The following is a 14,245-nucleotide window of genomic DNA, read 5'->3' as shown; positions in this document are numbered from 1 at the left end:
AGAATTGAATGGGTTAAAAAAACGTAAATCGCCGTCGCTCATGGTTGGTTAGAAAATTCGCATCATTACAATAGAAATTACGAGTTTGTCCCCTCCCAACTATTCATTTTAACAATTTATTATTATTTTGGGTCACCTAACCAACGCCTATGTATTTACGCCGACATGCTGACCAAAGAAATACCGATATTTTTTTATCCTCAGCTAAATATTTGGTTGCAATTGTCATAGTTTGTTTGGGGAAAAAATTATTATCGTCTAGGCGAACCCGAAAACTTTCTTCCTATATAAACGAATATTTAATTTTCATTCTCCTTTTCTATTGGATCTTTTTGAGCGGATGTACACACCTGGGATCTTCAAACGTTGTTTCAAAATTAAACTCCGATAGTGATATAGTTCCCATTAAAAATTGGATGATAATCGGACCTTTTACCAAAGTTGCTGATTCGATTAAATATCAATCGGTCGGCAATAAATTAGACAATTATCCAAAATGGGAGAAGTTTATCAGTCTGTCACGGGGTATCGGTTCGTTATTTCACGAGAACGATTTTAAGACAATCTCCTATCAAAGCAGAAAAGATTATGTCGATATAGACGAAGCTTTGGGGAGTAAAGGTAAATATTATTGCTATGCGCTTACTGATGTAACAAGTCCGGCAGATCAGACCGTAGCTTTAATGGTCGGAATTGACAACGTTGCTAAAATTTGGCTGAATAAGAAGCTCGTGTTAGCTGAAAGAGCCGGCAACATTACCAAGGATGAATTCTTAGTGCCAATTTCTCTCAAAAAAGGAGCAAATGAAATACTTGTACAAATAGCAAGCGAAGGAAATGAAGCTGGATTTCAACTTGATCTGAGCTCAACTGTTTTTGCGTCAAAATATAAGTTGGGCAAAAACTATTTTAGTATGAGCCATAAGTATCTTTTAAAGAAAGACACCCTATTATCGTTGAATATTAGATATCCGAATAAAGTAGATAAACAACATCCTGCTGAGATAGCGATTTTTAATAGCGAAGACAGTGTGATTTTCCAAAGAAAAATTGTCGAGCTGCCGGTAAATCTGTTAACTAAAAATTTTCCGGAAGGCTTTTACAAGATAAAACTGGTTACGGAAAAAGACACTTTTACCCAGGCCTATGCGATCGGAAATTATCGAAAAAAGGTAGATAGCCTTATCAAGCATGCACATCTTTACAAGCTTCTTTCTCTACAACAAATAAATTTAGAAGCAATGGTCCATCGGTTTAACTACCTGGATACTTTCGGAAGAAAAAACGGATTTGACGAAGTGCTTGAAAGAAAAATAAGCTATACGGCGTTTGATCTCGCCAATTCCATAAGTAAACTCAGAACCGGCCGGGATTTTTTGGCCGGTAATCGTGGACTTCATATTAGGGCTTATCCATCAAAAATTGATAATGTAGTCAATAACTATATGGTGTATGTGCCCGGCGATGTCAAGTCTTCCGGAAGTCTGCCGCTAGTCATCATTGTGCCTTGGGTAGCAAAACAAAACCCGTTTTTGGAAAGCTGGCACTTGGCTTTCATTGATAGAATTGAATATTTGAGAAATCTGGCTGATAAATACCATTTTGCCATTGCCTGGCCAAGTGCCAGAGTTTACGAGAAATACAATCTCAACCCAATCGTCCCAGCTTCTGTATTTGAGACATTGGATGCAATAAAAACTAATTATCAGATCGATACAAACAGAATTTATTTGTACGGCCAGTGTTCGGGGGGGCTTCAAGCGATGTTAATGGCGAACCGATTTCCATCCGTTTTTGCGGCTATAGGGGTAGAAGGTCCGGAATTGAATTATATGTTTGACAAAAGCGAAGAAAAGTTTCCATCAACATGGACAACACAAAATAGCCTATTGGGAACAGCTTCCAATTTTTCCTGCACTCCCCTATATATTGCCAGCTCGCGTAATGACTGGCACGCACTCGAACCCAAACATTTGCGTCTCTTGATTAATAAAATACGCCATGAGGGCGGACAAGTGACCTTCTCCGACCTAAATGGGGCTACACGAGACTTCTATGTTAAAAATACACCAGACAATTATATAACGGAAAAGATCTTTTCCTTTTTCTCCGACAAAAAAGGAAGATGCTTAAAAACGTTAGATCTTTCCACCTACCAGCTGAAATATAACACCCGGCAATGGTTAAAAATTAATGAACTGGCAGAGGGACAAAAGGGGCAGATTTTGGCAAAAATTTCTTCTCCACATACGCTTCAGGTAACAACGACCAATGTTAATTCTTTCACTATCGATTTGGGAATGATTAAGGCGCAGCTCAAAGATACGGTCGCCAATATAATTGTTAATGATAGCCTGAAAAAAAAGATACCGGGTGCGGATAACCTCTTTACTATTCAATTAAAAAAGCCAACAATAAGAGAAGTGTTGACCAAAACACATCAATTGGAAGGACCGGTAAATGACGTTTTCTCTTCCAGTTTTTTAATTGTTGTTGGTACAGAACCCAATATTAGAAATCAACGCTTTGCAGGGCCTATGTCCAAATTGTTTGTTGATGACTGGATGTATAATTTTTTTGGGAAATGCCGGATCAAATCTGACAAAGATTTAACCTGGCAGGATATAAAAAGCTTCAATCTGGTAATTATCGGCGACTGTTCGCCGGGCACTCTTGCCTTCCGTATGCAGCAAATGCTACCTTTCAAAACAGGCCCAAACACACTGACCTTAAACGATCGCGAGTTTGCAGGCAGACAACTTAACTATTCCTTTATCTTTCCCAACCCGTTGGCCCCCGCCAATTACCTACTATCAATTAATTCAAATTCAGGTTACGTACTCCCGGATCAGGTCAAAGACATCGCCTTAAAAGGTTGGTATGATTATGAAATATGGGATTGCTCAAACACCCCGTCATTAATATCCCACGGGCGTTTCAACAAATATTGGAAGTAGCGGTAATATAAACCAATTAATAATATGAACCATCACCTAATCCGGCAATCACCTTTTAAAGTATTGATTTTAGTTGCAGTTTGCATCCTGATTAATATGCCGTCAATATTGGCACAACAAACAGACACCTGGCTAACCGATCCTGCCCATTCAATTGTTTTTCAGCAAAAAGATATAAGTCAAATCATTACGTCAGTTGCAGATTTACCGACCATTCATGTCAATTCATCGCATCGCTTTCAAACCATTGACGGCTTTGGGTTTTCCCTCACAGGCGGGAGTGCGATTGTCATTAACAGAATGAGGGATAACCCGAGAAGAGAACTGATTAATGAACTGTTCGGGAATATACAGAACGGAATTGGAATCAGTTACTTAAGAGTGAGTATTGGTTCGTCAGATCTCAGCGATCACCTGTTTACTTACGACGATCTTCCGGACAATGCGACCGATCTTAAGCTGCAACATTTTTCCATAGCCGAAGACCAAAAAGATCTTATACCCCTTCTAAAAGAAATTATCCATATTAATCCATCGCTTAAAATCATGGCTTCCCCCTGGTCCGCTCCATTATGGATGAAGACAAACAAAAGTTTTAAGGGCGGAATGCTGAAAGAAGAAGACTATCAGGTATATGCAAATTATTTCTTAAAATATATTTCTGCAATGTCATCAAATGGGATCAACGTTGACGCGATTACAATCCAAAATGAGCCGTTGCATCCGGGCAATAACCCGAGTATGTACATGAGCGCTAAACAGCAGGCGCTTTTTGTCAGCCAATATCTGGGGCCATTATTTAAGAAGAATGCCATCAAGACAAAGATTATTATTTATGATCACAATCTTGACAGGTTGGACTACCCCTTATCGATCCTTGACAACCCGGCGTGTAGTCAATACGTTGACGGAACGGCGTTCCATCTCTATGCGGGTAGCATCGATGCCATGGATTACGTTCATCAAAAATATCCGGGTAAGAGTTTATATTTTACTGAACAATGGATTAACAGTAATGATCCGGGGCTCGACGGAAATCTGCGTTGGCATATCAGAAATCTGATTATTGGTGCTATGCGAAATTGGAGTAAAAATGTACTGGAATGGAACTTAGCAGCCGATATTAACAATGGTCCGCATACCCCGGCCCCGGGTTGCGACATTTGCCTGGGTGGGGTAACTATCAATGGCGATGAAATTCAAAGAAATCCGTCATATTATATTGTAGCACATGCTTCTAAATTTTTAGCGCCGAATTCCGTAAGAATTGAATCTGATGAAATCGAAGGAATGCCGAACGTTGCCTTTATAAATACACTTGGGCAAAAAGTTATCATAATATTAAATGATACCCCGGAAACCCGTCGGTTTAATCTTGATGTTGACCATAAGAAAAAACAATTTGAGCTGAGTTCTGGAGCAGTAGTGACCTGCGTATGGTCCGATTAAGCGTGATGATGGCAGGGGGCCGTCCCCTACTTATTTATCCTTAGTTTTTCATAGCAATGGATCATGATCGCTCTGGTTTTGTTCTTGATATCAGTGACGTCTGTTGATTCAATTTTAACAGGCATCGTTAATAATTCCTGGGATGACCGATAGGCCTTAAGATACATACTGTGAGCATAATAGAAGTTAACCAGCTCATATTTAAACGAAAATCTGCCGGGAATGATAGCGGATGCGATCTTAAAACAGTATTCCGCATTATCCGGTTGTAGAAGGCCGTCGTACCCCTTTGCAAGACAGAGCCATGTTTCAGGATATATAAGTGGCAACTCCATGATCTTTACGTTAGCAATTAACTGCGCGTATTTTCGTTTAGACAGTAACTCTTCCGCGTAAGCATTCAGATACTCAGGATCGTTTTTGAACGCGGGATAGAATTGTTCCAGTGATTGTGAATGATAATTATTATCGATAGTATCTTTTAAATTTCGACCATTTCGGAATTCGATATAGTCATATCGCAGTAGATAAAAGCCAAAGAGGAACAGGCCTGCACCAATCAAAATTTTCTTTTCCGGGAACCCGAATACGGGCTTTTCCAATTTGAGCGTCCCGCTTGCCATGCCCGCATATAAGGCGAAGAGAACCATCACCGGTAATATATCAAATGGATAAGAAGAGATTCCGCATACCACAATTGTAATGACTCCGATAACAGAGGCACGGCTTAAAAATCTTTGATATTGGTTTTTATGCCGCGTAGTCCAAGCGGCTAACACAAGATAAAAACAAAAATATAAAAAAAGCAGTAAGCCTATCAAACCCTGTTCACACCAAATCTGTAGAAATATATTATATGGATATTTAATAATGTCGGCCCTTTTTACCTCTGCGGCACCGGAGGTATTTTTTAAAAAGTACCTGGCTTGAAAAAGGTCATACCTATTCTCGAATTCCCCGTAACCAATACCCGTTAAAGGTCTCTCTTTAATAATATTTAATGCAATTTTCCAAATGGTTAGTCTACCCAGCGATGACTCCGGCTTTAGATTTATTAAACAAACACCTATCAGAAGAAACACTAAGGCGATGGTGATTAAGAAACTTTGGTGTTTCAATCTCTCTTTCAGAAAACTCCCTTGTATTAGCACGAACAAAAGACTTACCAGAAACGCCAACCATGCTGCTCTTGTATAGGTTAGAAAAAGAATGAAAATCAAAAATAGAATGGACAAAAAAATCAGTAATCTAAATCCAATTCTGCTTAGATTACTTTTAACTGGCAAAAAAACACCACTGAGAATCACAGGGCACAAGGCGACAATTGTATTAGCTAAACGGGCAGGATTAGGAAAATTTCCTGTTACCGGAAAATAAGAGTTATGGGAAGGCAAAAAGCCATCAAACTGAAGCAAAGCATGTAAACAATTTAATAGTGCCGTTATCAAAAAAGCTGCAAAAACTATAATTGCAAAAATCTTAGTTTCCCTGGCATTGAAACGCCTAGCCAATTCTTTTACGATGAAATATTCTAAAACGAGGCAAATGAAGGTGACTGTTTTTACGCTGAAGACCTCTGATGACACACAAACTCTGTATAAAAAAATATAAATGGTTGTAATGATCAGCGCCGTGTCTGCGGGATTAAAGATAAGCCAATTCCTCTTACGGCCGGTCAGCAGATTTAAGGACAGGATAAATAACGAAAACCCAATGACTGCAATAAACCAAAGCCTCGGCCCCGTAAAAAATTCGTCCAGGAATATCCGTGGCGTTACGAACGGGGTAGCTAACAAGCTAATAATGCCGATTGTTATCCCCACAAAGGCGAAATAGCTGATGCCGATTCTTTCGGAACTTTGGTTTGCTGTCACCTCAAAAGCGATTAAAAATAATTTCGAAAGCGTTTAAGCAACTGATTTTATTTGATAAAACTTCCATCCCCGCGCCTGTTCAATTTTTCACCGTTACGAGTGGGTGTTCCGCCCCACTTTTCAAAATTATACTGTAACCCGAAAAGTAAATATCGATTTGATGTATTAGACTTTGTGTACACTGTACTCTGCGGAGTCAGCGTTTGCTGAATAAAATTATTCTGGTTGAAAAGATCAAAAACATCAAATGTCAGCATCAAGTTCCGTCTTTTTAATACACGCTGCTGTAATCCCGCATTTACCACAAAAGGATTTGTATTATACTGCCCAAAACCACGCAGGTAATTCTTCACAGCGCTGCTATGTAATTGCAAGCCCAATGGAAGTCCACAATACCCGCTTACAGCAGCCATAAAGTTGTGTGTCGTCGACACCAGGGCATTTGCGGTGTTCGTGAACGATCGGTCCATGGTATATTCAATATAGGGATTGACGCCGGCTGTTTCTCCAAAACTAAAGCGCGGGCCGAATTTGTTACTAAAATGCCACTGGGTCGAATTATATTCGATTGAGTTACTATAAGCGTGCCTGTAAAAATAGGATACATCACCATCAATTTCCAGCTTAATCTCTCTGCCGCGCAACTGTTTTGATACAGACAATCGCGTCTCCACGTTTTGATTTCCTTCTGTATTTAAGTAGGTGATTTCGTTCGTCGTCTTAGAAATCCCGTCTGCAACGAAAACATTGTCCTGGATTAGATTCGTTGTAATATCATGTTGGAAGGTCCGAAACAGTGTATTTACCGAAAAATTCACCAGATCGTTGGGGAAGTACCTATTATAAGTCCCAGACAACGTATGGATAAGGGTTGTTTTGATCGACGGGTTACCGACGATAATATTGTTAGGATCTGTAATATCCCGATACGGCTGAATTTGAGTGGCGGTAGGTTCTCTAGTACTTTCATTATACCTCAAGTCCAATCTCTCCATCTTAGACCAATTGACCGAAAGACTAAAAACAGGTAGCAGAGAAAATGTAGAATTGGTATTTCCTGAATAGCCAGAAATACCACCTTGCGTTTTAATATTCGCTATGTACGGTGCGGCTCCGAGGACTAACTCAGTTTTAGCACTCATATAGTGATAATCTACCGATAATTTGCTTTCCGTAAAATCATAGTCAAAATTATTTCTTAAACGCAATAGTTCCTCGGTTCTGCCGTCCTGATAGATGGTATCGGTTTTAGCGGATGTTGAATAGGCCGTTCTTCTGAAATAGGAATAAACCTCTACAAGGGCATTGGTTGAAACAGGCTCCGCATACATTAACGTTAACTGGGCAGTTTTGGCATTAACAGACTTTTTCGATATTAGATGTGATGCGGAATCTACAAAGCCATGCGCCAATAAAGAATCTGCAAAATAACGATAATTTGCGAGTTTATTATCTCTAAGATGTTGCGCTGTAGGATTAATATTAAGTTGTATTGAAAAAAATCTTCGCGGCTTAGGGAACGAACGGATATAGAGGCCACTAATTTTAAAATCGCTTTTTCCATCTTGGGTAAGATCCTGGATCATGTTGCTGAAGTGTTGCCGACCCGATACAAAGTCGTTTAAATATTCGCCCTGAGTTTTTAAATTTTGACTATGATCAGAATGCAAAAAATCAGCTAATACCTGCACGAAGTTATATTTGGAAATCTCATAATTGAGTTTAGCATGTGCTTGATGAAATTTGTTATTTTCGTCAGAAACACTACCTGCAGTTGACAAGGTAGACCCGGAAGTAGAGTACATCTGGCTTGTAGTTTCTTCATCGAGCAAATTTCTCTCGTATCCGAAATTATAACTGGAGACAAATGAAATGCCTTTCCCTGAGTCATTAGTATAACTGACTGCCGGCGACGCAATAGTCGTTTTCCCGGGCCTGGAGATATCTACATAATCGGGGGTCGCCGGTTCAGTCGGCAAGGCATTGCTCGCACTAATGCCGGCTACAGTTTTCTTAAAATTTCCACTGACAGCTAACACGCGGTTGCCGTTGATATTTTCGAAAGAAGCTTCATCGTTAAGTCTTCCTTGCGTCCCTGTTTGTGTCTTTAAAAGGCCAATGTTGGCAATCGATTTATCCGCCTGAGTGGTAACATTTAATATCTTATTTGAGGCCTTTTCCTTAATACCTGTTTTAGCCGCCAGCTCTCCAAAGTCGTCAACAATCTGGATTTTGTCTACAATTTCAGCCGGAAGATTTTCAAGGACATTTCTCACATCCCCCCCTGCGAATTCCTTACCATTGAGTTTCGCTGTTTTAACGGCCTCCCCATGATAAAATAGTTTCCCATTAGCACCTACCTCCATGCCTTCCATTTGCTTTAATAGCTCAGAAACGTTATCAAAAGCTTTTACTTTATAGTCACTTGCCCGGTATTCAACGGTATCTTTTTTATATTTTATGCTGGGTGTACCATTAATAGTCACATCTTTCAATTCGAACGCTTGCTGCGAAAGTATTATTGGATTTAATACAATGATATGGGTATCAGGGCTGAAAAAGTACTTCGAGATTCCTGTTTTATAACCCGTATAAGAGGCCTGGACCGTAAAAATACTATGCTGTATTTTTTCAAATACAAATATGCCGTCATCGTTTGTTTTCATCTTTACTGAATCGCTTGAAGATTTCAACCAAACATTTGCTCCCGCCAAAGGGGCACCGACACTGTCAAGAATTACACCTGAAACTTCGTGCGGCTGTTCGGGGTGTTTTTTGCCATTCTCCTGCGCTGAGGCACTAAGTGTCCAAAATATCAAGACGAGTGAGATGATTAAATAATACGGACTGATCACTATTATACTTTTAATAATCGGTCAAAGTGCACCTGCTCCAAAAGTCTGTAGGAAAATTTAGTACACTAAATGTAGCATCATCACTCATACCGATAGGTACATCGGTAACAGTTACTTTACCGACTGTAAAAGATTTAATGACGGAGCTTCCCCTGAGCATGATATTATAAGCTATCGGTGACTTCAAAGCTTTTATACCAACCAATTTTAGGGGAAGAAGTATTTCGCATGTAAAAGAAAGGTTGTCATCGAAGTGCGCAGCTGTTTTAATACCCAATTTATTATAAATTGAAACAGAGTCGGCGGTTGCTTCCCCTCCTTTTAGCCTAATTACTTTATTAGCACTTATTAACGTCTTATTGAGGTCCCTAATAAGCGAATCTTTCCTATTGCTTTTTTTGAAATCATTTATACCGCGGTAAAGATTAGACTGGGGCTGAAATGCAATTGACGGATAGGTAACTGTAAACGGATTTTCTTCGCTCCGTTCACCAGATTTGCATACGGTAAATTGTATCCCTCCTGCAATCATCTTTTTTATAATGATTGGATCTATTGCCCGGACCGCTAAATAAAGGTGTTCCTGGTCGTTCGCAACTGTACAGTACAGGGCTACATTTTTGTTATAACATTGAAATTTATTATCCCATTCTGAAACAATACCATCAATTCTGAACGATTTAGGTAATAAGACACTTTGAGTCTGTACTTTAGGCAAGTTTTGCGCAGATGCAGCAACTGCAAAGCAAAACGATATGTAGAAAAGTATAATGAACTGATATGTATTTTTCATAGCTGAAATTTTTCTCACTTATCGCCCTCGATTTCCTTGTCAAAATTTTCGACATGCAAGTCGGTGCTTATTTTTGTTACCTTCATAAAGTCTACCTTATTTTCAAATTCCCGGTTCTCCTCAACACGAACACAGGCCCGGACGTTCAGCTTACTCAAATTTAAACGGAATCCTGTAGGATTAAGTGTTTTAGCGATAAGTATCGGCCTTAAATGATGGGTTTGCGCATATTTTTCAACATAGCTAGCTTTTGCCAAACACATGGAACAGTCTCCGTCAAAATAATAGACTAAGAGTTCTTCCTGATTTTCAGACGGACAAATTTTTAGAATTTTCCGGTAAATGTCGCCGGAAATATTTTCCGTTTTATTCTGTTGTCCACTGCCATTTCTACAGGCACATGCCAATGACCAGAATATCAACAGAATTAATTGTGAAGGAAATTTTCTCATGGCAACTTTATCACAATTAAATTACTGCCCTGGACTTGATGGCTTAGCGCATATAGCGTTTTCATCTTCCAGTCTATATCGAATAAGAAAATAGGCTGGCTTAATTTATAGAATAACTTAGGCTCTAATTTTTGATTAAATAAGAATAACTTATTTTCGTGGTATGGTCCAACGGGACCATCTAAGCCCTGATATAACACTAAAAGGGAATCGTCTTTCATCCTAGGAGACGTATACGCAAAATGAGATCCCTGGTCATTAATGATCATCTTTCCGCCGAATTTTGACATAGTTCTCACAGCGGGGTCGAATATATCCGGACCATGAACTCTGTACTGAAGGTTACCAAGAGAATCGTAAACATCAATATAGTCGGAATTGTAATAGGAAAGTACGATATGACCTCCATCTGCAGAGCTGAAAAACTGGCCCTCAAAGGCAGTTCTGAGCTCCATTGGATTATAATCTTGTTCTAAACCTGGAAAACGTCCCTTTTGATATAGCGAATCGCCTTCCGCATTATAGAAGTTAAAGATCGGCGATTTCTGTTTCGTTTTAGGAACGGTGAAATCAACAAACTTTCCGGACGGAAGCAAAAGGGGTTTAAACAGAGCATTGTTATTAAGCATGATGTCTGATTTTGGCGATACTGCTTTAGCAGAGTCTAAAATATCGTCAATAGAATAAATAAATATTTTATTTTTTCCCCTGTCTACAGCGAAGAGATATTGTCCCTTATTGTCGTATTGAAGTTTATGACAGTCAATTTGCTCATTAGGCCCAGAACCTTTTTTAATAAAGCTTCTGATAAATTTGAATGTAGTTAAATCATAAGCCTTAACATAATCAGAATCGTCTACATCAATTATAAGCAATAGTTTTTTTTCAGGTATGATCGTCAGATCCATACCACGATGGAGCTTTGCTAAGCTTATCGGACGACCATTCAACTCTTGAACTTTTTTAAAATCGTCGACGTTAAACTGACCGGGGCCGCTAGCTTTCTTTTTACAAGAAATAAAAGCCAAGCTTAAAAAGAAAAAAAAAGAATATAGTAATCGTTTTTTAAAAATTCGAAAAAACATAAGTGATGTGATATATCTAGGTAGAGTAATGGTTAATATTTAGAAGCATTGTCCGCTCAAAGTTGGCGGACAATGAAAAAATTACTCTGTGTACGGCGGCTTAGAATGGCAATAATAGCATGTTACATTTGTGCCTGTAGCAATGTAAGTAACAATACAATTGCTGGTTGGATCGCTTTGGCAGTAAGTGCTACAAGCATCAACAGCAACGGCTTTCTGGGAACCCAGCGCTGAAGTAATAGCAAAAAGGCAGGCGCCTAATGCTAAAATTTTAGTGATTTTTTTCATTTAGATAAAGGTTTTTCGTGTGGCGACATTGCCACCTCCGGTAAATATATTGGATTATCTTTTATTTATCAAAACATTAATCAATAAGAAATGTAAAAAATATTTGACAAATGAAAACAAAAATTTAGTAACCTAAAACAAAGTTCTAATTATTCAAAATTGCACTTCTCGCGGGGATTTCTTAAATTTAATTGACACATGTTCTTTAAAATCACTCATAATTATTAAAAATCATACGATGTCTGTTCAGATACCTATTTGAGATTTTAGATTATAAATAACTGATATTTAAATACATAACCTGGTGACTTGGGTCCCGCCCAATTCTCAATATTTTTTGTGTCTCCAATTGAATTACTTAAATGTGCCTTTTATGGAACGTTAAATTAACCAATCGGGAATTTGTATTTTATTGTACTTCATGTTTCATCTTGACCTCTTTGAATGACGTTTTTAATTAATGGCTCTAAAACAGTTAGTGCAGACTGGTGACAATCGGGTACTAATTACGCGCCAATTTCAGTTATGTACCCAATTGATTAGCGTGCCAAAAGCATGAATTATTTAAAAGAGTGATGTAGCGATATCGTTTTAATCATATAATTCACTGCTTCCACGAAAGTTCCCGGCTTTCACTCTTCCACAAAACTCTCCAGTCCGAATTGAGAGGATATGTCATTGTCTCAAATTATGGCTTTATGCTTCATTCTTATTTTGTTTAAGTCAATATCAAATACTAATATTTTTAGCATTAAGTTTGTGATTTAAATACAAAAGCATGCTGCGGATCAGGAAACAAGCGACAAAAAGGGATGTGCTGGGCTTTAGGTTGTCGATGTTAACGCATGAAGAACCAACACTCGACATTAGCGATATCACGGTCATTGACCCGGATAATACCTACTACATGCGGATGGGCAGTGAAGCGATGACCGGCTATCATATTGGTCTAAACCATGTTCTGGTCATTGACCGCTCCTTAGCACCGGTTCCGGGAAGCATTGTTGTTTTCTACCATGAAGCTGATTTTTATACCCGGGAATACTGGCCGGAAAATAACCGCCTGCTCCTGCGGGCCGACTCCTTTAAGGAAACCCTGATTATAGAAGATCTGCAGCACTGGGTTTGCTGGGGTGTCGTCACCCTGACGCTTAACCCCGTTATTCACCCCAGTCAAAGAATCGGGAGGTACAGCCGTGTTTGCGCATGTTGACATCAACAACTGCTATGTCAGTTGCGAAACGCTTTTTCAGCCGCATTTAAAAGGTCGTGTTGTTGTCGTATTGTCCAATAACGACGGTTGTGTGATTGCGCGGAGCAATGAAGCGAAAGCCATCGGGATCAAGATGGCCGATGCGGAATTTATCGTCCGGAAAAACCTTGCCGAACACCAGGCCGCCATTTTTAGCAGTAATTATGCATTATATGCCGATATGAGCGCCCGTATGATGAATAACCTGGCGCGTTATACTTATATGCTCATGGTTTACAGTATTGACGAAGCTTTCATGGCTTTAGGTAATATGGCGGGAATCGATCTGGAAACGTACGCGTCCATGGTCAGCCGTAACGTCATGCGTGATACCGGCTTATCGATTACGTTGGGCATCGGCCCTACCCTTTCGCTGGCCAAGCTGGCCAACAAAGCAGCGAAAAAGCATGGCAGGGCCGTTCTGGTACTAGATACCAAAGAAAAGATCGATACAGAAACCCGGACATTTCCGATTGAAGATGTCTGGGGCGTCGGGCAGGCCTATTACCAAAAACTACAAGAGTTTCAGATCCAAACGGCTGAAGATTTTCGTCAGCTGGCACCAGACTTCGTCCGTCAGCACATGACGGTACAGGGCTGGCGGCTGCACCAGGAGTTATGGGGCATCCCCTGCAATGTGATCAAAGATGTAGCCGAACGGTCCAAGGGTATTGAATCCAGCCAAAGCTTTAATACCTACCAGACCGAACTCGAAAAGATCGAGGAGGCGACAGCGATGCATGCAGCAACCATTGCGGTCAAACTGCGGCAGCAAAACAGCATGGCTATGCTGTTAACGATCTACCTGCGTACGAATAAACATAATGTGAAACATGACCAGCATTACCCTTCCATCACCGTTAAAGTGCCTTTTGCGACCAACAGTACACAGGAGCTGACCAAGATCTGTATCCAGGCGCTCCGGGCGATCTGGCAGCCTGGCTATAATTACCTGAAGACCGGTATCCGTGCGACGGGCATTATCCCGGCCGGGGAAGTGCAGTTTAATTTATTCAAGGACTATGATAATACGAAGCAGCAAAAATTAAGCGGGATCATCGACGACATTAACGCCCGTTACGGACGTGGCGCTTTACGGATTGCTGCAGAAGGCTATGAAAAAAGTTGGGCGATGAAACAGGAATTCCTGAGCAAGCAATATACAACTAACTGGAATGACATTATCGTCACAAAATAATAATTTACTAATTTTATTAGTAAATTTGCGTAATAATATAAG

At 39.8% G+C, this 14,245-nt stretch carries 10 protein-coding genes; 4 read left to right on the top strand and 6 right to left on the bottom strand.

What is annotated here, in order from left to right:
- Positions 1-149: 149 nt before the first annotated feature.
- Both PQO05_RS07500 and PQO05_RS07495 read left to right on the top strand, forming a co-directional pair.
- Positions 150-2,957, top strand: a complete 2,808-nt coding sequence (locus tag PQO05_RS07500) for a PHB depolymerase family esterase (RefSeq protein WP_273632085.1) — start codon at positions 150-152, stop codon at positions 2,955-2,957.
- Between the two features lie 24 nt (positions 2,958-2,981).
- Positions 2,982-4,406: a glycoside hydrolase family 30 protein gene (locus tag PQO05_RS07495; RefSeq protein ID WP_273632084.1), complete on the top strand. Its 1,425-nt coding sequence runs from the start codon at positions 2,982-2,984 to the stop codon at positions 4,404-4,406.
- A 26-nt stretch (positions 4,407-4,432) separates the two neighbouring features.
- Here the strand turns inward: PQO05_RS07495 and PQO05_RS07490 are convergent, their stop codons facing one another.
- From PQO05_RS07490 to PQO05_RS07465, 6 genes are all read right to left on the bottom strand, one after another.
- Complete coding sequence (locus PQO05_RS07490) at positions 4,433-6,280, bottom strand: O-antigen ligase family protein (RefSeq protein ID WP_273632083.1); 1,848 nt, start codon at positions 6,278-6,280, stop codon at positions 4,433-4,435.
- 47 nt (positions 6,281-6,327) lie between these two features.
- Complete coding sequence (locus PQO05_RS07485) at positions 6,328-9,135, bottom strand: outer membrane beta-barrel protein (RefSeq protein WP_273632082.1); 2,808 nt, start codon at positions 9,133-9,135, stop codon at positions 6,328-6,330.
- 10 nt (positions 9,136-9,145) lie between these two features.
- The gene (locus PQO05_RS07480) at positions 9,146-9,928 is read right to left on the bottom strand and encodes a hypothetical protein (protein WP_273632081.1); all 783 of its coding nucleotides are present in this window, start codon (positions 9,926-9,928) and stop codon (positions 9,146-9,148) included.
- Between the two features lie 14 nt (positions 9,929-9,942).
- Positions 9,943-10,380, bottom strand: a complete 438-nt coding sequence (locus tag PQO05_RS07475; RefSeq protein WP_273632080.1) for a hypothetical protein — start codon at positions 10,378-10,380, stop codon at positions 9,943-9,945.
- A complete protein-coding gene (locus PQO05_RS07470; protein ID WP_273632079.1) occupies positions 10,377-11,465 on the bottom strand; it encodes a BF3164 family lipoprotein in 1,089 nt (362 codons plus the stop codon). Before PQO05_RS07470 ends, PQO05_RS07475 begins: the two co-directional genes overlap by 4 nt.
- A gap of 81 nt (positions 11,466-11,546) precedes the next feature.
- Positions 11,547-11,753 (bottom strand): hypothetical protein, encoded by a 207-nt coding sequence (locus PQO05_RS07465; RefSeq protein ID WP_273632078.1) that lies wholly within the window; start codon positions 11,751-11,753, stop codon positions 11,547-11,549.
- A 778-nt stretch (positions 11,754-12,531) separates the two neighbouring features.
- On the opposite strand from PQO05_RS07465, the gene PQO05_RS07460 reads away from it, so the two are divergent.
- Both PQO05_RS07460 and PQO05_RS07455 read left to right on the top strand, forming a co-directional pair.
- On the top strand, positions 12,532-12,966 hold the full coding sequence (locus tag PQO05_RS07460; protein WP_273632077.1) for a LexA family protein: 435 nt from the start codon (positions 12,532-12,534) through the stop codon (positions 12,964-12,966).
- The gene (locus tag PQO05_RS07455; protein ID WP_273632076.1) at positions 12,950-14,203 is read left to right on the top strand and encodes a Y-family DNA polymerase; all 1,254 of its coding nucleotides are present in this window, start codon (positions 12,950-12,952) and stop codon (positions 14,201-14,203) included. Before PQO05_RS07460 ends, PQO05_RS07455 begins: the two co-directional genes overlap by 17 nt.
- The last annotated feature ends 42 nt before the right edge of the window (positions 14,204-14,245 follow it).

The sequence above is a fragment of the Mucilaginibacter jinjuensis genome (assembly GCF_028596025.1).
GTDB lineage: Bacteria > Bacteroidota > Bacteroidia > Sphingobacteriales > Sphingobacteriaceae > Mucilaginibacter > Mucilaginibacter jinjuensis.
Note: the sequence above shows the minus strand (reverse complement) of the source record. Positions and strands in the feature narration are given on the sequence as shown.

Bases quoted from the DNA above. Each gene is read 5' to 3' on its own strand.
- PQO05_RS07500 (WP_273632085.1), top strand. From the start codon at position 150: ATGTATTTACGCCGACATGCTGACCAAAGAAATACCGATATTTTTTTA.
- PQO05_RS07495 (WP_273632084.1), top strand. From the start codon at position 2,982: ATGAACCATCACCTAATCCGGCAATCACCTTTTAAAGTATTGATTTTA.
- PQO05_RS07480 (WP_273632081.1), bottom strand. From the start codon at position 9,928: ATGAAAAATACATATCAGTTCATTATACTTTTCTACATATCGTTTTGC.
- PQO05_RS07475 (WP_273632080.1), bottom strand. From the start codon at position 10,380: ATGAGAAAATTTCCTTCACAATTAATTCTGTTGATATTCTGGTCATTG.
- PQO05_RS07470 (WP_273632079.1), bottom strand. From the start codon at position 11,465: ATGTTTTTTCGAATTTTTAAAAAACGATTACTATATTCTTTTTTTTTC.
- PQO05_RS07465 (WP_273632078.1), bottom strand. From the start codon at position 11,753: ATGAAAAAAATCACTAAAATTTTAGCATTAGGCGCCTGCCTTTTTGCT.
- PQO05_RS07460 (WP_273632077.1), top strand. From the start codon at position 12,532: ATGCTGCGGATCAGGAAACAAGCGACAAAAAGGGATGTGCTGGGCTTT.